Below are 20,625 nucleotides of genomic sequence, written 5' to 3' on the forward strand. Positions count from 1 at the left end.
TTAGCTCTTAAAGCATAATATCATTCATTTAAACATGTATAAATCTTAAAATATGAATTTGAAATCAATAAAATTAGCCATTCCGCTACTACTATTGGGAAGCCAGGCTGCTTTTGGACAATTAGCTGCAAAAAAAGGAATTACTCAGGAGGAGCTATATAAGCACCTCAATGGCTTGTTTCAGAAAGGGACAGATGAATCGAAGGCAGAAATACTAAAAGAAGCTGAATTTCTGGCGAAATCGAAAAGAGAGGAAGACCAACTGCTGGCAGGACAGATCTACAATGGCTTGCAAAATGCAGATAAGGCCGATGCGATAAAGGCGGGTATCGCCAAAAAGTTTCCAAAGGGAATTACCGCACGAAATGAAGCTTTCGGTAAACTGTTTAAAGCGGAAAATCAGACTGGGGCACAATTAGAAGAACAGTATACTAGCTTAATTAAAAAGTTTCCGGAAAATAGCTATGCTGAAAAAAATAGAGGAATCTATGGTTACGGCATGGGGACTATTGCACAACAGTATGCAAAAGAAAAAAACTTGGATAAGGTCAGTTATTATTTGGAGCTATTGAAACCCAAAGACAATTATGCAAACGCTGTTTTTGCGATCGGACGCGAGTTAAACCGGCAAAAAGAATATACTTTTTCACAAAAGATGCTTGAACCGGTCTATGTCAATCTAAATCAGTTGAAATCTGAAGGTAAGAAAACTGTGGGTGGTCAATATCTGGGGGCTATCGGCCTGCAGTATGCGGATGCTTTAATGGGCAACAAGGATGTGGATAAGGCGCTTGAAGTATTGGACAAAATGCGCACAGAATTACCGTCCGAATCGGCAACGATCGCGTATGCCAAGGCGCTTCAGGCAAAAGGACGCGATCTGGATGCTTTTCAGCTTATGGAAAAGGAAGTTGTCAAAGAAGGGAAAGATCCCAAAATGATGGAAGTACTCCTGCCTTTGTACAGTAAGCTGAATAGTGGGCTTTCGGACACGACGGCTTATCTCAAAGCGCTAAATGGACGTATTGACGAAATGCTGGTGACAAAACTGAAAGCTGAAATGATCAAAAAAGAAGCACCTCAGTTTTCGTTGGTGGATCGTTCGGGCAAGGAAGTATCCTTAGCCGGTCTGAAAGGAAAGGTGGTTGTACTTGACTTCTGGGCAACCTGGTGTGGACCATGTAAAATGTCATTCCCGGGCATGCAGGCTGCGGTCAACAAATATGCAAATGATCAGGAGGTCGCATTCTTGTTTATCAATACCTGGCAGAAGGAGGAAAACTATAAGGAACTTGTCAACAACTTTATCAACGACAATAAATATAGTTTCCATGTCCTATATGATGAGATGAAGGAGAAGGATAAGTCTGTCGTTTCGGCCTACGGTGTCAGTGGCATCCCTACTAAAGTGGTGATCGATAAAGATGGTTTTATTCGCTTTCAGTCATCGGGTAGTGGTTCGGATGTCGAAAAGATCGTTAACGAAATTTCAAACAAGATCGAATTAGCCAAGAAAGGTTAAGGTATCCTCCAAGTTAGAACTGCGATTTGGCGGTCAAAAATAGGAAGGATAATATCCCAGAAAGTCCATAATCTGCCAATGTTCAAGTTTGGCTGATTATGGACTTTTGTTTGTTTGGTTTTAAGCTACAATTTCTATTGGATTTCCCTCTGGATCAAGTATGACACTTTCATAATACCCATCGCCCGTCGTACGGGGTTCGCTTTCGATAATATATCCATCCGACCGTAATTGCTCGGTCAACTTATCGACAGTATCTTTTCCACCGACGCTTAGGGCTAGATGGGTATAACCTTTGCTCAGGCTTCTGTCAGCTGCTGCTGCAGTGATATCAATACGGTTCATAATCTCTAAACGTGCGTCTGACTCGCGAAATTTAAGAAAGTAGGATGAAAACCCTTTCTTCGGGTTATGGTATTTTTCTCCGCTAACAGTACCAAAGTATTTGGCGTAAAAAGCACGTATTTTCTCGAGGTCATCGACCCACAGGGCGAGGTGTTCTATTCGCATGGCAAATCTTTTTATCTAATTACATTGCAATATTATGCAAATTTGCATAATATTGCAATGTAAAATTTATCAGGATGTTGAACAAACCGATCATTAACGAATCGATAATTAAGGCAAAAACAGCGACACAGGTTATGTTTTTGATATGTGGTCTCGCGCTATCAAGCTGGGCACCGATGGTACCTTTCGCCAAGGACCGTCTTGGTCTTAACGATGGAGAACTGGGGCTTTTACTGCTGTGTTTGGGTGGTGGTGCACTATTAACGATGCCTCTCTCTGGTTTTTTTATCGGGAAACTGGGGAGTAGACAAGTGATTTTGATCTCAGGTATAATTGCTGCCGTTGTGCTCCCTGTTCTGTTGATGGTAACAAATAGCTATTTGATGGCCTGTGTTCTTTTTATATTTGGCTGCAGTATAGGTAGTATAGATGTGGCTATGAACGCACATGGTGTGCAGGTTCAGAATGCCATGGGTAAACCGATCATGTCATCTTTACATGGGCTGTTCAGCGTAGGTGGTCTATTTGGGTCGATCGGCTTGGGTTTTCTGATAAAGATGGGGCTAATTCCGATTTATGCGGCAGTTACTATCGCTATCTTTTTAATACTGCTATTGATCTTACAATATCGAAAGCTGCTGGGTTACCATAAGGAAAAAGAAATCATTGTCGAGTTTTCCCACATTGATGAGACTCGGGTTTCCAAAAAAAGATTTCAATGGCTCAGGTGGAGTGTGCTAGTACTTGGGCTGATGTGTTTCATCGCCTTTCTGTCGGAGGGAGCGATGTTGGATTGGAGCGCCATATTTTTGCGGGATCACAAAGGCGTATCTCCGGAATTTACGGGAATTGGATATGCGGCATTCTCCGTAGCGATGGCGGTGATGAGATTGCAGGGAGATCGATTAGTAAGTAAGCTGAATAGTAAAGTGGTGGTGATCGGTGGGAGCCTATTGGCGTCATTAGGTATTTTGATCCTGGTATTTAGTCCCTGGCTTTCTGTTACACTTGTTGGATTTGTCCTGTTGGGACTGGGAGCCGCCAATATTGTCCCTGTATTTTTTAGCGAGGGTGGCCGGATTGAAGGACTTTCACCGACAGTAGCCATTCCGGTTATTTCGACAATGGGTTATGCAGGTCAGCTGGCAGGACCGGCGCTTTTGGGTGCTATTGCACAGCATTTTTCTTTGATCATTGCTTTCGAAACAATAGCTTTACTTTTTCTAGTAGTAGCCCTTATTTATAAAATCAGGAAGTAATAGCATGTTAAAAGAAGAGCGTTTTGAGGTAATCCTCCGCGAATTAGCGAGTCGGAGGAAGGTGAAATTTGAAGAACTGGCGGTATTGTTGGCGGTATCGGAAGATACCATCCGCCGCGACATTGATCTTCTCTATCGGAACGGCTTGCTTTCCAAGACCAGAGGTGGGGCTATGCTTCGCGAAAAAGATCCGTTGACTTTTCAGGATAGGCAATCGTTTCTGACCAAAGAAAAAGATATTATTGCATTAAAGGTACAGCCGTTTCTGAAAGATGGCATGACCATTTTTGTGGATGGTGGCACCACGACATGGGCCGTAGTGAATGCTATGCCATTGGATATCCGGATTCGGATGATTACGAATAATTTTTCCATCGTGCCGCTGCTCGAGAAGTTCAAAAATGTGGAACTTATTTTTTTAGGCGGTAATTTTGAACCTGATCTGGCGGTAACTTCGGGTATCGCAACCTGTATGGAAGTCGCTAAATATAACGCCGATATCTTTATCATGGGAACTTGTGCTGTAGATCCTGAGCTCGGTGTGTCGGCAACGTCAGCTGCAGATGGCGAAACCAAAAAGATGATGGTGCAATGTGCAAAGAAAACAATAGCCTTAGCCAGCCAGAATAAGCTTTATCAAGGGGAACTGTTTAGGGTGTGTCCAATAGATTCGCTCACGGCATTGATCACCGACCTGGACTCCAATGATTCCGAACTGAATCCCTTTAGAAATATGGATCTGCAGATTATATAGTCGATCGATTGAAAACAGCATTGATTGTTTCTTCGGAGTAGTGTAAAAAGACCAATTGAATTATAAAAAAAATGAGGGCGATGAGTTTCTGTTAGTCCACCTTAAACCGTTTGGGATATTCGCCGGTGGTATCTAGGCTAAAAAAATCATCGAATTTTTCTTTGGGCGTATGAGCATAATAGTCATTAAGTAGCCCTAAAAAACCTGCGAGGTTTGGTGCAATGACATTGCGGTCATTGTCTTTATTCCAGTATTCAATCAATTGACCTGCCTGTCCCGTAAAGATGCCCCTAGATCATAGCAGATGTAACTTCCACCGCCGTTGTGGAATATAGGGATCCAACGTTCATTCCACCAGTTTTCGATTTCAAAGTCCATACCAATCATATTGGTCAGTTCCTGCGCTGTATCCAGCGCTTCTCCTAGTGGGATGAAAGTCGAATTGTTCACAAAGACTTCATAACTTGTATTGCATTGCCCATTTTTCCAGCGATAGAGCGCTTTAAGATCTTGAGGTATCTCCATATCATATTGCTGTTCAAGGTCCCTAAACTCTTCTGCCGATAACGGGGATTGTAGATCGGTATACAGCTCAGGTCTTAGATTTTGGATATAACTGTCTAATGTCGCTAGCGTCTGTTGCATAATGGTGGATTTTTGATGCATTCATAAAGTTAGCATAATTGCTTGAGTATGCGAATTATCATGTGCGCTATGGATCGTAAGAAAAGGTAAAAATGTTAATAATTATTTAATGGGAATTAGTGTAAATTTATGTCAGCATAACGCTGTAGCTATGTTCATCATTGGATAAAACGATAGCAGATGTTCAAGTGTTATTTATGCAGGTATCCTTTTTATAATTTACTGAATACGCATGAAAAAGATCGAACTAGTCCCACTTGTTGGGATTCAAATTGAAGGTATTGGTCAGGTTAATCTTGGTGCGGGCCGTGCTGAAGTTCAAGGTGTGCTTGGTGCTCCTTCAGATGCGCTGGACGACCAATATTATTATGATGAACTCGAATTGAGACTTGATTTTAATGATCAGGGAACATTGGAATTTATAGAAAGCATCAATGGACCCTATCCAGAAAAAACTGAAATCAATATCTATGGTGTTAATCCATTTCAGGTCGAAGCAGCTGAACTGGTCAATCTCTTAACGGATAAAAATCAGGGTGAGGTTGATGATGCCGAAGCGGGATATTGCTATACATTTTTAAATAGCTCTGTGGGCGTCTGGAGACAGATTACTGAAGAGGATGTTCAGGAGGAGATTGAGGAAATCAAAGCCGATGGCGAATACGAAGACAATGCGGATATGCTGCTGGAGGACCTTAAAAAGTCAAAGTTCTTTTGGACGATCGGTATTGGGGTAGCGGGATATTACGCGGAGTAAAGATAAATAACCTATTGAAACTGCTGCCTAAATTCCACGGGACTTTGTTGGGTATTCTTTTTGAACACTTTACTGAATGACTGTGGATGTTCGAAACCCAGTTCATAAGCGATTTCACTGATGGAGAGGGAACTCGTGCTTAGCCGTAATTTGGCATACTCGATCATTTTATGCTGAATATGCTGTTGGGTGTTTTGTTGTGTATAGATACGCAGCAAACTGCCCAGGTAGTTTGGTGATAAATTGAGCTGCTGCGCCAGGAAGCTGACTGTCGGTACACCATGCTCCACAAGTATGTGTTGCTGAAACTGTACTGACAGTAACTGCTCAAACTTGGTGACCAGTTCTTGAGTCGATCGCTTGCGGGTGATAAATTGACGTTCGTAAAATCGTTCGGCGTAAATCAGCAAGCGCTCGATCTGTTTGATAATGAGTTCGCGGCTAAATTTATCGATATTGGACTGATACTCTTTTTCGATATTCTGCAGAATATCGACAATGATGGCTTCTTCTTTGTCCGAAAGAAAAAGCGCTTCATTGACCTGATATTGGAAAAAATCGTACGAGTGAATATGTTTTGCCAATTCGCTGTTCCAGAGAAAATCGGGATGGATCAACAGGATCCAGCCGCTGGGTTGTGCCTGTACTTGCTGATTGATCTCCACTTGTAGAAATTGTAGGGGCGAGATAAAAGTGAGTACGCCCGAGTCGAAGTCATAGTGCTGCTGTCCATAATTGAACCGGGCATTTACATTTCGCTTTAAACCGATCGAATAAAAATGTTGTATCCAATTCAATTTGCTGTCATTTATGGGGTAATGTACTTGACTATAATCAACCAAGCTGATCAATGGATGTTCGGGCTTAGGTAGTCCGCAAAAGCTGTGGAATTCCGAAAGCGAATGAAAGCGAAATGTATTCTCCATCTTGTAAATTTAATGAATTTCTAATTTGATTATTGTGAGATTTCCTTGGAAGCTTTTTATGCTGAGTTAAGCAATTATTGGGATTATTCAAAACCCGTTGATACTGTATAGCTTTTCCATTTTTCGATCTCGGTCATAAGCATATTGATCTTATTTTTGGCCAGCTCATACGCATCTTCGCCCATTAAAAAATGAACTGGGGGCTGTGCGAGCGTACTTAACTCAATTAATAAGGTTGCTGCTTTCTGGGGATCGTTTGCCTGATTTCCATGGATCTGATGCAGATGGGTAGCTTCGTTTTCTCGGGCAGTGACGTACGCAGCGATCGGATTGGCTGCGGTATGTAAGGATCCCTCCGATAAAAAATCAGTTCTGAAGTAACCGGGATAGACCAAGGTCGTGTGTACGCCAAAAGGCTCCATTTCGACAGCGAGGGCTTCTGTAAAGCCTGCGACAGCAAATTTGGTGGAGCAATAAACACCAAAGGCTGGGTAATTTCCAGCGAGCCCGCCGATAGATGCTATATTGAAAATATGACCCGATTGCTGAAGGCGCATATGGGGAGCAATATGCCGGATGGCATTAAGCGATCCAAAGACGTTCACTTCGAAGTTGCGGCGTGCTTCCCAGTCGCTGAGTTCCTCCAGGGTGCCCGTCTGACCATATCCGGCATTGTTGACCAATACATCAATCTTTCCGAAATAATCAATGGCCGAGAGTACTGCCCGGGCAACGTCTTTGTTATCGGTAATGTCCACTTCAAGCGGCAGAAAATTTTCCTGATCGCCAATTTCATCTTCGAGGGCTTGTTTTGTTCTTGATGTGGCAACCACAAGATAACCTTGGGCGAGCAATTCTTTAACAAGACTGAGGCCTAACCCTTTGGAAGCACCAGTGACAAACCATACTTTTTGTGATTTCATGTATTTCTTTTTTTAAATAAATTGATGTTACAAAGGTGGCTAATCGATCGAGTTTGGATGTAGGCAGATCAACGGATCTTGTAGTCAAATCGTGGATAGCTATTTTTTCCTTAAAACAATTTTAGCTTTTAAGTGCTTTATTTAAAGATGATGCACATCTATTTTAAGGTTGTGCACCTTGAGATGGTCGATAAACTTTAAAGACGTTGATATGTTAAAAGAAAATGATGTTGCCCCTGATTTTACCTTGTACGCGACACCCGATCAAAAAATTAGATTATCAGAATTTAAGGGGCACAATGTGATATTGGCATTTTATCCGGCAGATTGGAGTCCGGTATGTAGCGATCAGATGGCCTTATATAATGAAATGCTCAAATATTTCAAGAAATATGATGCAGAGATAATGGGTATTTCCGTTGACAGCAAATGGTGCCATATGGCCTTTGCGCAATCCCGAAAGCTGCATTTTCCACTTCTGGCCGATTTTGAAGCTAAAGGCGAGGTCGCCAAGAAGTATGGTGTTTACGATGAAGAGGAAGGGGAGTGCAAGCGCGCGCTTTTTGTGATTGATAAGGAAGGGGTTGTTGCTTGGAGTTATCTGTCTCCGACTGCGGTCAATCCGGGTGCAGACGGTATTATCGAAGCATTGGAGAATCTTAAATCAAAATAATTATGTCATTGAAACCGAAGGTCAGCAATGCTGACCATATATTGGGAAATGGCCAGGCCGATCTGACCATTGTTGAATATGGGGATTACCAATGTCCGCATTGTGGTGCAGCTCATCCAATTATAAAAGAAATGATGGCCGAACTGGGAAGCCAGATCAGGTTTGTATTCCGCAATTTTCCGCTATCGGAGATGCACCCCTATGCAAAACCCGCAGCATTGGCGGCGGAGGCTGCAGCACTGCAAGGGAAATTTTGGGAGATGCATGATGCCATTTTTGAAAACCAAAACTTGCTGAGTGAAAGATTGCTGCTGGATATCGCCGAGCAACTGGATTTGGACATGCCAAAGTTTAAATCTGATTTGCAGGACGAGGCGTTACAGGATCGTGTAGATGGCGATTTTGAAAGCGGTATGCTGAGCGGCGTTAATGGGACACCGACATTTTTTGTTAATGGACAGAAATTTGACGGTGGAGCGGAAGATCTGGTTCAAATATTAGGTGAAAACTGAATATATGAATACTATTTAAACACAGGTGAGCACACCACGAGAAGTCTCTTGCAGGATAATAGATCGTATCGTAAAAAACGAATGAATCTGTTGTATAAATAACGAAATATCGTTGTTTTTAAATTAACGTTTATTTTTCTAATGTACTTAAATACAGTTGTATGTGTTTGTTGGGCTATGAATTGCAATCCGATTAACATATCATGTAAATAATAAAATTCTTAAACTAATCATTATGGCAACATTCAAAGTTCAAGACGGAACAGAAATTTATTACAAAGACTGGGGAACAGGACAACCGATCGTATTTCATCATGGTTGGCCTTTATCCAGCGACGATTGGGACGCGCAGTTGATGTACTTCCTAGAAAAAGGATACCGTGTGATCGCACACGATCGCCGGGGTCATGGTCGCTCGACACAGACGGCAACGGGAAATGAGATGGATACCTATGCGTCGGATATTGCACAATTGGTAGAAGCATTGGATTTAAAAGATGCCATCCATATTGGTCACTCAACAGGTGGTGGCGAGGTCGTTCGCTACATAACCAATCATGGTACTTCTCGGGTTTCAAAAGCTGTATTGATCAGTGCGGTTACCCCCACAATGGCTAAGAGTGCTACAAATCCCGATGGTGTACCAATGGAGGTTTTTGACGAAATAAGATTGAATACGGCAACACGCAGACAACAATATTTTCAAGATTTTACCCTCGCTTTTTATGGCTATAATCGCGATGGAGCAAATGTACAACAAGGTGTGATGGACAACTGGTGGCGGCAAGGGATGATGGGCGGTATTAAGGCACACTATGATTGTATAAAAGCGTTCTCTGAAACTGATTTTACCGAAGAACTTAAAAAAGTCGAGATCCCTGTCTTAGTATTGCATGGTGAAGATGATCAGATCGTACCGATTGATATCACGGGAAGAAGAGCCGCTAAGTTAGTCCAAAATGGTACTTTAATTACCTATCCCGGTTTTCCACATGGAATGCCTACTACAGAAGCGGAGACCATTAATAAGGATATTTTGGATTTTATCCAAAAATAAGATTCTGTTGATCTAAAAATAGTTTTTAAATAGTTGTATAAGCCATTTCCATGAACGGGAATGGCTTTTTTTGTTTTATTCCTTGGAGTAAGAAAACTTCTTGCCAATGCCCAGCTTTTTCATCTTGGATTGAAGCGTTGTGGCTGGAATACCGAGTATGGTCGCCGCCCCATTGGGGCCAGAAATACGGGCTTTACAGTTGTGCAATACCCAAAGAATATACTCTTTTTCAAAGTTTGCCAAGGTTTGTAAACGGAAATCCGGAACCTTGCTTTCTCCTACAAAATCACCGTCAGACAATAGTGCGATTTTTTTTATAGTTGAATCTTCCGTCAATAGAATCGAACGTGCAATAACATGTTCAAGTTCGCGAATATTGCCAGGCCAGGAATGTAAATGGAGGCGTTGCAAAACCTTTTTACTGATTTGCTTAGGTGGTTTTTCTCCGGCATGTTTTAGGAGGAAATGCTGGATTAAATGAGGAATATCTTCTCGTCGTTCACGAAGGGATGGGAGAGTAATTGGAAATGCGCTGATCCGGTAATATAGGTCGGCTCGAAAGTTGCCGGCCTTAACTTCGGTTTGTAAGTCCTTGTGTGTGGCACAGATTATACGGACATCGATAGGAATATTTTTATTTCCTCCCACGCGCTCAATTTCTTTTTCTTGTAACACACGGAGAAGTTTGGCCTGGAGTGTTAACGGAAGATCTCCAATCTCGTCCAAAAAAAGTGTTCCGCCCTGAGCCTGTTCGAACTTGCCGATTTTACGTTTTACAGCACCACTGAAACTACCTTTTTCATGTCCAAAAAGCTCACTTTCGATCAATGTGGGCGCAATAGCCGCACAGTTGACTTTTATTAGGGGACGGTCCGATCTGATTGAAAAATGATGTACAATTTGGGTGGCAACTTCTTTGCCAGTTCCGCTTTCACCTTGAATAAGCAGGTTCATTTCTGAGCGCGCTACTGTTTTGAGCTGCGATTTTATGGCTTGTATCAGTTCACTCTCGCCAATCATCTGCGGCTCCGATGCCTCTGATTTCTGACCATAACCCTCGTTCTGCTGGAGACCCTGAGGCTGTACAGTGAGCTGCGCTTGGCTACTGGCCAGTTTTGTAAAGGCTGCATGTGCCGACCGTTCGTGCATCAGAATATTGCCGACAGTAATACCAAGCTGTGGGATAAAATTTTTTATGCGATACTCAAGCTGAGGATCGATCTGTTCCAGTTTTTTGTAGCCTAGACTTAAGATCGCCCAATAGTGGTCATGTACTCGAAAAGCTTTGGATACAATTGCTTTATTTCCCTCTTGAATGGCGTGGACAAAGTTTGTCGGAAAAGATTTATCCGCTTTTAAAATTTCGCTGGCTCGGAACAGGATGGGTTCAGCGGAAAGGATACATTCTTTAAAGAATTTGTCTTTACAGCTACGTGATTCGTTCTCGCTTGTTTTTGCCTTATTTTTGGATTGAAAAAGGAGGCTATAGTTAACTTCGCGATTATCCGCAATAAATAGCGAAAGCCAATTCTGTCCCAAAAAGATTTGGATTTCGTTTTGGAGCAAATCCAATGCGGCTAGGGTATGAATAGGAGCTATTTTCTGCTGAATAGCCATTTGAGCAAGCTGCTCTATTTCGCGTTGCTGAATGCGATTATAAATCGCTTGCGGATCTGATCCTACGCCTGTATGCTGCATGATGGTCATTTGCTATCTTGTTATCAATAAAAGTCGGATTTAATTCCGAATTTTTTCATTTTGTTATATAGACTGGATGAACTGATCTGTAAGATTTCTGTTGCGCCACCTGGGCCGGAAATTTTGCCCTTACATGATTCAAGTACACGCAAAATATGCTCTCGTTCCATTTCTTCAAGGGAGGCTAATTTTTGAGATGAGAAATCTGAAATTTTGATTTTACTTTCCAGGTGTTCAGTAAATACCATGTCGTTGATGATGGGCTCTTTTGCAAGCAGTACAGTTCTTTCAATAAGGTGCTGCATCTCCCGAATATTGCCCGGCCATGGATAAGCTTGCATATTGGCAAGTGCATGGGCAGAAAAGGCTGTGACGTTTTTCTTGAGTTTAGTGGCGTAAAAGGCCAGAAAATAATTGGCTAGCACCTCAATATCTCCAGTCCGCTCTCGAAGTGGGGGAATGGCAATTGGGAAGATGTTGAGCCGATAATATAGGTCCAGTCTAAAGTGGCCTAGGGCGACCTCCTGTTCCAGGTTGCGGTTAGTCGCAGCGATAATACGTACATTGATCTTGACCGGCAGCTCTCCGCCTACACGGTCGATTTCTTGTTCCTGAAGCACACGCAGTAATTTGGTCTGCGCTTCTAACGGTAGTTCACCAATTTCGTCCAAAAAGATGGTTCCCCCGTCGGCAAGTTCAAATTTACCAATTCTTCTATTTTGCGCCCCTGTAAAGGCTCCTTTTTCATGACCAAATAATTCAGACTCCATAAGAGATAATGGTATGGCAGCACAATTGACGACAACCAAAGGCTGCTGCTTGCGCAACGATAGCTGATGTAATGACTGCGCAATCTTTTCTTTACCTGTGCCGCTTTCGCCGAGCAGCAAAACGGAGGTGTCTGTAGGAGCAACCAACTCAACCTGTGAAAGTACCTCATTAAGAGCTGGGCTTGTACCGATGAGCTGATTTTTTAAGCTTCTGTTTTCAATGGACTTAATTTTTGGATCCTCGGCTTTGTTTTCCGAACTGAGCCTTTCATTGGCAATATCGAGCATAATGAAAAGATCCTTTTCGCGAAATGGTTTTGTCAAAAAACCATAGGGTCTTGTCTCTTTAACCGCTTCTAAAATGCCTTGGTTGGTATTGGCCGATATAAATAAGAATGGTAGCTCCAGCTTGTTCAGTTCAATAGCGAGGTCGATACCTGTTTCACTTCCCTTTAATAGGATATCGAGTAGTATCCAATTCGGTTTTGTTGTCGCGATAATTGTCTTGGCCTGCGACACAGAAGACGCTATACCAATGACTTCATAACCGTTTTTTTTGAGGATCATCCTGAGATCATTAGCGACGATAAATTCGTCTTCTACGATTAAGATCTTGTTTCCTTTTTGCATAAAATTCGTCTTAAATTTCGGCTTCTTTCTGTGAAAATTGAATAGTAATGAAAACACCTTGGTCAGATGTCAGTTTAAATTCCCCGTCAAGCTGAGAAGTTAGCCCTTGCATGAGATTCATGCCGAAAGAGTCACTATCATTACTGCTAAGATCTTTCTGTATTCCGATACCATTGTCGGCAATGCTAAGCAAGAGATCGTAAGGTGTAGCTTTGATTCGCCTGAAGCTGATAAAAACAGTTCCCTCCCTTTGAGTAAAAGCATGTTTGATTGCATTATTGATTGCTTCATTGAGAATAAGCCCAACTGGGACAGCCTGTGCAACATCAAGAGTAATCGGATCTACCTGAATCTCAAATTTAACTGATTTTTCGGATTGAAAGCTATCTTTGAGATATTCGGTCAGTTCCTGGATATACCATTTCATGTCAATGCGAGAGAGGTTGTCTGTCTGATATAATTTTTGATGGATCAGAGACATCGCATGCATGCGATTTTGACTGTTTTGAATTGCGTTGATGGCATCTTCGTTTTCAAGATAAGCCGATTGTGTATTGAGCAGACTGATAATAATCTGCATGTTGTTTTTGACGCGATGGTGAATTTCTTTTAGTAGCCATTCTTTTTCAGCGATCAGCTGTTTTAGCTTTTCATTCTGGGTATTGATTTCTTCCTGTTTAAGCGTTAGTTTTTCATTACTTCTTTTTTTTATGGCATTTTGGATATACAAAAAGCCCGCGAAGGTCAACAGAACGACAAAGCTGCCTATGAACACGTTTCGTATAATGGCCTCCCGTTCAAGCAGTGATTTTTGCAGTTGACCTTTTTGCTTGAGGAGGACGATATCATGGTCTTTTTTTTCGGTATCATAATCTAATTGTAAGGCCGTAAGCTCCTTGGCTCGCTCTACACTATTAATGGAATCGCTGATCGTTTTGAAAGCTGTCAAGTTTTTGAATGCGGATTTAAAATCACCGCGGGCGGAGTCGGCCAGATAATAAAGTTTCCGCAATTCGGAGGCACGGAGCAGACTGCTTTCTTTGGTCATTGATCGCTCTATTTCTTCGAGGTAAGGATACATCTGCTTGATCTGTCCATCTGCAAAAAGATAGCTAGCGATTCCAATCATCATAATATGCCTTTCCTGTCCGGTGATATTCCCGGTTTTGTAATAGGTTAAGAGTTCCTGATAATAGGGATAAGCTTTTTTTGTATTTTTATTTCTTGTGTACAGCATGGTATACAGATAGGCATAGCGTATGGAATAGATATCAGACGCGTAATCTTTGGTGACATTATCAAGCAGATTCAGTGCATCTGAAACGCGATTGAGACGGGATAGAATCGTCGCTAAATTGAGTGTTATCGTATGGATGCCATATCTGTCACCTTGACTTTTAGCGATTTCAAATGACTTTTGGTAATTTTCTAGGGCCTCTTTATTGGATTTGAGGTCATAATAGATCAATCCCACAATATTGTACACGGCAGCTAAATTATCTTTGGTTGTCGTCGTGTTTTCGTTTTCCACTACCCGACGGGCTTCGAGCGCATATTTTAAAGCTTCTTTGAGGCGCAGGAGCATCCGAAGATTACCGGCAACGGACACAAGCTCCTGGCTGATATTTTTTTCGCCGGTCTGTTTTTTTAATACAGCAGCTCGATGAGCAGTTTCTATGGCACCTTTATAGTCCCCATAATTGGAAAGGAAGCTGGATTGTTCCATCAGGATTTTGGGCTCAAGTGATTTATCACTTGTCTTTTTGGCTTGTTCTAACGCTTGCTGGAATAAGCTGGTTTTTTGATGATAGTCAACATCTTTAATGTCGTTAGCCATAGACAGGTAAATCATGGCCGAGGCTTTAGCAAGCTGATGGGTGTTCGCAAAAAGTAAACTAGCCTTTTTCTGGCTTTTTGCAAGGTCAGGTTTCCCCATTTCCTCCTGTATACGGGCATCCAGAAGCATATTTAGCGCGGCTTCGGTTTTAAGGTTGACTGAGAGGTGGAGTTTTTGGGATGTCCTATTAAGCCATAAGGCACTGTCTAGGTCTTTTTTTGATTCACCTGGTTTTTCCAGATAACATTTAGCGGCTCCATAAAGCATACGAGCTTTCTGTCCGGTATCCTTTTCCTGCGATATGCTGTCTAGCAGACGATGAATAGTCGTGTTGTCCTGACCGAATGTATTAAAGATCGAAAGGATAAAAAAGCTAAGTATTAGATAGATTCTCATTGAGGTGACTTACGTTATAAGATAAAGCAAGCTATCTTTATATCGGTAGCTTGCTCTATTTGCTTTATGCTTTTATCCTAATTATTGATCCTTGTCGTTCGAAAGGAAATAACAGACGAGCATCGCTATACCTGCAAATATAATAGAAGTTAATCCAAGTTGTTTACCAAAATAGGCTCCCGCCAAACATCCGATGAAAAAACCGGATAAGGTGATCAGCTGCTTCCCGAAGCTGACGTTGGTGTCTGGATTTTTAAATTTATTAGCGATAAGTACACAAAGGTCTAGTGATGCTTGGGTCACATTTCCGGTCATCATGGTTGTTGGTCCGTAAGTTGCTTTGGCAAATAGTTTTCCGAATGCATTTTGCATGCCCAAAGCGAATACGACGAGCATAACCAGGCTATACATCACGGTTTTGGAGGCCTCTACCGGAAGAATAATAGCCAGCAAACCTGCAATCACAAGTAATAGGGCTTCGGCAAAGAGGACGGTATTTTTCTTATGGGAACGTGAGGTAAGCCATCCGCCGGCCATCACAGCGGTGACAAATACAGGAAAGGTTGCCAATTTGATCCAGGCCGTGCTATCTCCACCATTGATAAGCTGATAGGCGAAGACGATAAAGTTGCCTGTCACATGGGCCGAGAATATTTTGTCAGCTGCGACAAAGGTAACAGTGTCACAATACCCTCCAACAAGTGTGAGAACAAGTGTTGTTAGATGTGCTTTGTTTTGATTTTCCATGGTTTTATGATAAATGCGCACGTAACATCCAAGCCATTTTTTCGTGAGTTTCCAGAAGTCCAGTTGCATAGTCGCTTGTTCCAATGTCCTTCAGTGTTATGGCAAAGTGGTCGATGTTTTCGCGCAATGAAACAATAATGCTTTCGTGGTCCATTAATAATTCTTTGATATAACCAGCACTATCATTGCCTGACCTTTTATGTTCGGTTAACTGTGTCAGCGCTAGAAACTGATTTAGGCTGGCAGGTGCATAATGCCCTAGGTTGCGGATGCGTTCAGCAAGACTGTCAATCAGCTCATCGAGTTCGTTATACTGCGCTTCAAAAAAGAGATGTTTGTTATAAAAATCGGCTCCCTCAATGTTCCAATGTGCATTTCTTGTTTTCGTATAAAGCAGGTATTCATCGGCTAACAGTTTAGAAAGAATCTGTGCCGATTCAGCTAGGTGATTGTCGTGTATTCCGATATGAGGTTTCATATGTTTATTTTGTGAGTAGTTGATAAATGTAATGATCCATTGAATAAGCTCCTGGGCCAGTGAGCAAGAGGAGCAAAAGGCACAGCGTGTACATAAATGGAACATCGCGTACTTCGCGTGAATCGTAGCGATGGACGACGAAATAGCCAACTGCGGTAACTCCTATTGTCGGTAATAGCGCTAACCTTCCAAATAAGCCAAGCGCAATAAAAAAAGGTACAATGGTGTCAGCAAACTGGGCCACAGCGGCGTTGAGTTTTTCTGGCAGCTGCAAAGGATTCGGGATATGTTCAGGTTTAGCCTGTGGGCCTTTTTGTATTTTTTTGAGGCCGTGAACAGTGAGCAACTCCCATGCTAACAAGATACGAAAGATCAATATAGCTCCATTGTTGACTGTATTTCCCAGATCTGTGTAAAAAAGTTTTTGAAGTATTTCCATCTTTTCAGTGTCTTAAAATGCAAAACATGAACAGCCTAGGGCTCCCCAGAATGCGGTGTAATTGTTTATCGCGATGTTACTCATTCGGGCTTGATTGTGATCGTGTGCATGTACCTGACAGCTGCCGCTACAAAGATGGATGGAATTTACAATGCTGCTTTGAGCTGTTGATGCAGTTGCACTGCTTTTTTGAGCTGTTTTCGAAACACTATAATAACCACTATAGCTTTTTGTAGGTGACCAATCGGGTAGAATGGGGATCGGTGGGGGAGAGAAGGAACTGAAATCACCTTCCGCATAGACAATTTTGCCCGCTACGACAGTAAGTTCGGATTCGATCTCCTTAATCGCTTCATCTTCTACCGTAAAATAGTCATTGTTAAGTACCGTTAAATCAGCTAGCATTCCCACAGCAATATCTCCCTTTTTTTGTTGTTCTTGTGAAAACCAGGCACTGCCTTTGGTATAGAGCTGTAGCGCAGTCATGCGGTCAAGCTTGCTATCTTGGTATATTTGGAGTCCACCCACAGTTTTTCCTGCGGTAAGCCAGTACATGGACACCCAGGGATTGTAGCTGCTCACGCGGGTTGCATCGGATCCACCTCCTACAGGAACTTCCATGGCCAGCATTTTTTTGACAGGAGGTGTTTGTTCTGCCGCAGTAGAGCCATATCGATCTGCAAAATATTCACCTTGATAGGCCATACGGCTTTGGATGGCAATACCACCACCAAGCGCTTTGGTGCGTTCGATATTACGTTCGTCTATCGTTTCGGCATGGTCGAAAATCCAGGCCAGTCCATCAAACGGAATGTCGCGATTGACTTTCTCGAATACGTCCAAAAAGCGGCTGATACTTTCGTTGTATGTGGCATGTAATCTGAATGGCCATCGATTACTCACGAGTAAACGAACAACTTTTTCGAGTTCGGCTTCCATATTTTCACCGAGATCGGGCCTTGGTTGGAGAAAATCCTCAAAATCTGCTGCCGAAAAAACAAGCATTTCACCAGCGCCGTTGTGGCGGTACATGTCGTCGCCTTGGTGGAGAGGAACGCTGTCTATCCATTGCTGGAAATCTTCGTATTCGTGCTTGGGCTTTTGTGTAAAGAGGTTGTAGGCGATACGTACTGTAAGCTGGTCTTCACGATGTAAGTCACTGATGACTTTGTAGTCGTCGGGGTAGTTCTGAAAGCCTCCACCGGCATCGATGACGCTGGTAATCCCAAAGCGATTCAACTCCTTCATGAAATGGCGAGTCGAATTGATCTGTTCTTCGTAAGGTAAAGTTGGGCCTTTTGCTAAGGTTGAATATAAGATCATGGCATTGGGCGATGCAATCAGCAATCCTGTGGGATTACCATGGCTATCGTGTTCAATGGTTCCTCCTGGAGGGGCAGGTGTGTCTTTGGTATAACCTACGGCACGCAATGCAGCAGCATTTAGCAGTGCGCGGTCGTAGAGATGAAGGATAAAAACGGGTGTATCAGGTGCTAGGGCATTGATCTCAGCTAAAGTTGGCATGCGACGTTCTGCAAATTGAAATTCGGACCAGCCACCAACGACACGAACCCACTGCGGATGTGGTGTACGGTCGACTTGCTCTTTAAGCATACGCAGTGCATCAGCCAATGATGGAACACCATCCCAGCGCAATTCAAGATTATAGTTGAGTCCGCCACGGATCAGGTGGATATGCGAATCGTTAATGCCCGGTACAACACGTCTACCGCCTAGGTCAATCAATTTTGTCTGTGTGCCGGCAAGCTTAAGGACATCGCTGTCTGAACCGATGGCAACAAATTTACCATCTTGGATCGCTACAGCTGTAACAGCTTCCTGGTTGTAGCCGAAATGGGTTATCTTCCCATTATATAGAATAAGGTCTGCTTTCATGGGGCTATTTTTTAGTTTTGTAAGGAGAAAATGGCTTTTTTGATACCTTCACCAGCCGTTTCAAAGAATGCCGGTCCGGCTAATAACGTGATCTTGTTTAATACCGGTTGTTGATCCATATTTTTTTCGCCCAACCATTTTTGGGTTCTGAAGGCATCTATACATCCGAGAACAACATTTTCGGCAACTAAGGCAGTCGGCGAATCCACACCTGCATCTTTGAGATCACTCGCAAAACTAAAATCCTTGACACCTAATCGAAGCGCTTCGCGCATGGCAACATGGGCTACATCCTTCATCAGTTCAGCATGGAAGTCCTCCCGTTTGCCAAGCCCAATCAACAATAGTTTTTTACTTGCGAGTGTGCTCTTTTGGCTTGGGGTTAAGAGGATGGTTTCGAGTGCATGGCCCTTAAATTTTCCTGTCTTACGTATTTCAGTTAACGTACCATGTAAAGCTTCATCTAAATGTACAAGACCGTTCAATGCGGCAGGCAATGCCGGAGGGGAGATAAAGATATCGCCCTCGGTATATTCAAATACACAGGCCACCTGCAGATCACTTGCAGCTGCCGAAGGACCTTGAACGAGGCCTTCAATAGCTAGTCCATCGACATTGCCCCAGATGGTACTTGTGCCTATTGCTGTAGTTTTAATAGGAGCTGACGCCGTTACTTGCGCATAGGATTGTATCGGAGTAGCTGCAAGTGTGCCAAGCAAGGCGACTAGTGTCCATTGACATGTTTTCTTTAGAAAGAGTCTCTTTGTTGTTTTCATGTTTTTAGAATTTAAAGGCGATTCTGCTATTGAAGAAAATTCCATTCTTTGGTATGCTAATGATGTCTTCAATGAAGGCGCCGGTCTTGAAATATTGGATACCTGTTACCAGCGACAGTTGCTTACTGGCTGTGTAGGCGAAATTGGCTAGATAGGCCGTGCCGATATAGCGTTTACGCGAAGCAGATCCAGGTAGGTTGAAAGATCCGCTTGGCCTGTATAAACCGTCTTGTAAAGTATGTCGCCAGTTGAAAACCACGTCAACCTGCATCTTGAGATTGGAAAGAAGGTCTAGCGTGGCATAAGGGTGAATGTCAATCAAGTTGACGGGACCGATCTGTGGACTAAAACCGAAATACCCACCTTTGGGGTAAATGGGATTGAAGGTCTGCAGATTGCCATCTCCAGCCTTTTTGTCCCCTGAAATATAGTCGTTACGTAGATTGATGGATGGCTTGAGTACCGTATTTTCAAAGAGGTAGCCGATATCGACGGAAGCAGTCCATGCTGATATCTTACCCTGGCCAAAAGATCCAAATTGATAAGCCCCTTCAAGATTATAAATAAATCCACCGCCATATTTCCAGATCCGGGCTCCTAGGGTATGGCGGGTTTCCTGTGATATCCCCTCCTCGAAAACCGAATGGTCGCGATAGATACCGATGTAATATAGGTCGAGATTGGCCTGTTGAGGAATAATAAATTTACCGTAAGCTCCCCACAGGTTTACTTGTTTGGAAGGTTTGTTGTCAAATATGCCCGGTCTAACGGTATCCGCCATCATGGCAAATGCTTCAATATTCACTTTGCTGCTGTTGTAAGCTAGCTTTGCTCCAGTGAAATATCTTCTGGCATTTGGGCCTTCACCTACGGAGATTAAGCGGCCGGAGCCATAGTCAAGCTCCTGCCTGCCAAGGCGAATCAATACTGATTTATTATTTTGTTTGAACAGCGTTCCATCTATAAATAGGTTCTGTACATTCAATTGGTCTTCATCGATCTGGCGTGAGCCATTTTTGCGGCCATGCTGCAGGGCTGAGCGGAGCTGGGTGAAAAGACGGAGGCGCGTCCCGAGATGTAAATCGGCATGAAGGCTATATCGTTGCAATAGAAAGCTGTTATGCCCAAGCTTTACGCGTCCCCAGTCCTCATTGTTAAAATCGACATATTCCAACCGTGCCTCGCCACCTATCGAAAGCCATAATTTGCCGTCACCGGATAAAGGGCTATATTTGAGCTTTTGATAACCATGACGTGTACTGTCTGCGAGGGCGCTATAGTCTTCCTCAAAACGCATTAATTTGTAGGTTTGACCCTTAGAAAAATGCGGGAATAGGCTGAGTATCGACAATACGACAGCCGCTTGACGGAGATAGTTGAATATGGACTGTTGCTGTTGCACGAGGTACGATTTTGAATG

The 20,625-nt window shown here is 42.9% G+C and carries 20 protein-coding genes; 7 read left to right on the top strand and 13 right to left on the bottom strand.

Annotation, left to right across the window (positions count from 1 at the left end):
• Nucleotides 1-52: 52 nt before the first annotated feature.
• On the top strand, nt 53-1,522 hold the full coding sequence (locus AAH582_RS06915) for a TlpA disulfide reductase family protein (protein WP_343321660.1): 1,470 nt from the start codon (nt 53-55) through the stop codon (nt 1,520-1,522).
• Between the two features lie 120 nt (nt 1,523-1,642).
• Here AAH582_RS06915 and AAH582_RS06920 read toward each other — a convergent pair whose 3' ends face one another.
• The gene (locus AAH582_RS06920; RefSeq protein ID WP_343321661.1) at nt 1,643-2,032 is read right to left on the bottom strand and encodes a VOC family protein; all 390 of its coding nucleotides are present in this window, start codon (nt 2,030-2,032) and stop codon (nt 1,643-1,645) included.
• Nucleotides 2,033-2,106: 74 nt separating this feature from the next.
• Between AAH582_RS06920 and AAH582_RS06925 the strand changes: the two genes are divergently transcribed.
• Both AAH582_RS06925 and AAH582_RS06930 read left to right on the top strand, forming a co-directional pair.
• A complete protein-coding gene (locus tag AAH582_RS06925) occupies nt 2,107-3,291 on the top strand; it encodes an MFS transporter (protein WP_046674291.1) in 1,185 nt (394 codons plus the stop codon).
• 4 nt (nt 3,292-3,295) lie between these two features.
• The gene (locus AAH582_RS06930) at nt 3,296-4,045 is read left to right on the top strand and encodes a DeoR/GlpR family DNA-binding transcription regulator (protein ID WP_343321662.1); all 750 of its coding nucleotides are present in this window, start codon (nt 3,296-3,298) and stop codon (nt 4,043-4,045) included.
• 258 nt (nt 4,046-4,303) lie between these two features.
• Here AAH582_RS06930 and AAH582_RS06935 read toward each other — a convergent pair whose 3' ends face one another.
• Nucleotides 4,304-4,690 (bottom strand): SMI1/KNR4 family protein, encoded by a 387-nt coding sequence (locus tag AAH582_RS06935; protein ID WP_343321663.1) that lies wholly within the window; start codon nt 4,688-4,690, stop codon nt 4,304-4,306.
• Between the two features lie 232 nt (nt 4,691-4,922).
• Here AAH582_RS06935 and AAH582_RS06940 point away from each other — a divergent pair, with 232 nt between their 5' ends.
• The gene (locus AAH582_RS06940) at nt 4,923-5,447 is read left to right on the top strand and encodes a hypothetical protein (protein ID WP_336828042.1); all 525 of its coding nucleotides are present in this window, start codon (nt 4,923-4,925) and stop codon (nt 5,445-5,447) included.
• A gap of 11 nt (nt 5,448-5,458) precedes the next feature.
• Here AAH582_RS06940 and AAH582_RS06945 read toward each other — a convergent pair whose 3' ends face one another.
• Both AAH582_RS06945 and AAH582_RS06950 read right to left on the bottom strand, forming a co-directional pair.
• On the bottom strand, nt 5,459-6,373 hold the full coding sequence (locus AAH582_RS06945; RefSeq protein ID WP_046674288.1) for a helix-turn-helix domain-containing protein: 915 nt from the start codon (nt 6,371-6,373) through the stop codon (nt 5,459-5,461).
• A gap of 83 nt (nt 6,374-6,456) precedes the next feature.
• A complete protein-coding gene (locus tag AAH582_RS06950) occupies nt 6,457-7,296 on the bottom strand; it encodes an SDR family NAD(P)-dependent oxidoreductase (RefSeq protein WP_343321664.1) in 840 nt (279 codons plus the stop codon).
• Nucleotides 7,297-7,507: 211 nt separating this feature from the next.
• On the opposite strand from AAH582_RS06950, the gene AAH582_RS06955 reads away from it, so the two are divergent.
• From AAH582_RS06955 to AAH582_RS06965, 3 genes are all read left to right on the top strand, one after another.
• Entirely contained in the window at nt 7,508-7,969 is a 462-nt protein-coding gene (locus tag AAH582_RS06955) for a redoxin domain-containing protein (RefSeq protein ID WP_046674286.1), read from the top strand.
• A gap of 2 nt (nt 7,970-7,971) precedes the next feature.
• Nucleotides 7,972-8,481, top strand: a complete 510-nt coding sequence (locus AAH582_RS06960; protein WP_343321665.1) for a DsbA family protein — start codon at nt 7,972-7,974, stop codon at nt 8,479-8,481.
• Nucleotides 8,482-8,716: 235 nt separating this feature from the next.
• Nucleotides 8,717-9,538 carry an alpha/beta fold hydrolase gene (locus tag AAH582_RS06965; protein ID WP_046674284.1) on the top strand — a complete coding sequence of 274 codons (822 nt, stop codon included), beginning with the start codon at nt 8,717-8,719 and terminating at the stop codon, nt 9,536-9,538.
• 75 nt (nt 9,539-9,613) lie between these two features.
• Here the strand turns inward: AAH582_RS06965 and AAH582_RS06970 are convergent, their stop codons facing one another.
• From AAH582_RS06970 to AAH582_RS07010, 9 genes are all read right to left on the bottom strand, one after another.
• Nucleotides 9,614-11,245, bottom strand: a complete 1,632-nt coding sequence (locus AAH582_RS06970; protein ID WP_343321666.1) for a sigma-54 interaction domain-containing protein — start codon at nt 11,243-11,245, stop codon at nt 9,614-9,616.
• Nucleotides 11,246-11,259: 14 nt separating this feature from the next.
• Complete coding sequence (locus AAH582_RS06975) at nt 11,260-12,636, bottom strand: sigma-54-dependent transcriptional regulator (protein WP_046674283.1); 1,377 nt, start codon at nt 12,634-12,636, stop codon at nt 11,260-11,262.
• A 10-nt stretch (nt 12,637-12,646) separates the two neighbouring features.
• Nucleotides 12,647-14,869 carry a tetratricopeptide repeat-containing sensor histidine kinase gene (locus AAH582_RS06980; RefSeq protein ID WP_343321667.1) on the bottom strand — a complete coding sequence of 741 codons (2,223 nt, stop codon included), beginning with the start codon at nt 14,867-14,869 and terminating at the stop codon, nt 12,647-12,649.
• Between the two features lie 81 nt (nt 14,870-14,950).
• Nucleotides 14,951-15,616, bottom strand: coding sequence for a YoaK family protein (locus tag AAH582_RS06985; protein WP_343321668.1), 666 nt, complete (start codon nt 15,614-15,616; stop codon nt 14,951-14,953).
• A gap of 4 nt (nt 15,617-15,620) precedes the next feature.
• Nucleotides 15,621-16,094, bottom strand: a complete 474-nt coding sequence (locus AAH582_RS06990) for a Dps family protein (protein ID WP_046674281.1) — start codon at nt 16,092-16,094, stop codon at nt 15,621-15,623.
• Nucleotides 16,095-16,098: 4 nt separating this feature from the next.
• Entirely contained in the window at nt 16,099-16,533 is a 435-nt protein-coding gene (locus AAH582_RS06995; protein ID WP_046674280.1) for a DoxX family protein, read from the bottom strand.
• 12 nt (nt 16,534-16,545) lie between these two features.
• Nucleotides 16,546-18,429 carry an amidohydrolase gene (locus AAH582_RS07000; protein WP_343321669.1) on the bottom strand — a complete coding sequence of 628 codons (1,884 nt, stop codon included), beginning with the start codon at nt 18,427-18,429 and terminating at the stop codon, nt 16,546-16,548.
• Nucleotides 18,430-18,440: 11 nt separating this feature from the next.
• Nucleotides 18,441-19,205 (bottom strand): M17 family peptidase N-terminal domain-containing protein, encoded by a 765-nt coding sequence (locus AAH582_RS07005; protein ID WP_053003729.1) that lies wholly within the window; start codon nt 19,203-19,205, stop codon nt 18,441-18,443.
• Between the two features lie 4 nt (nt 19,206-19,209).
• Nucleotides 19,210-20,607 (bottom strand): alginate export family protein, encoded by a 1,398-nt coding sequence (locus AAH582_RS07010; RefSeq protein WP_343321670.1) that lies wholly within the window; start codon nt 20,605-20,607, stop codon nt 19,210-19,212.
• Nucleotides 20,608-20,625: the final 18 nt, after the last annotated feature.

The organism is Sphingobacterium multivorum (genome assembly GCF_039511225.1).
GTDB lineage: Bacteria > Bacteroidota > Bacteroidia > Sphingobacteriales > Sphingobacteriaceae > Sphingobacterium.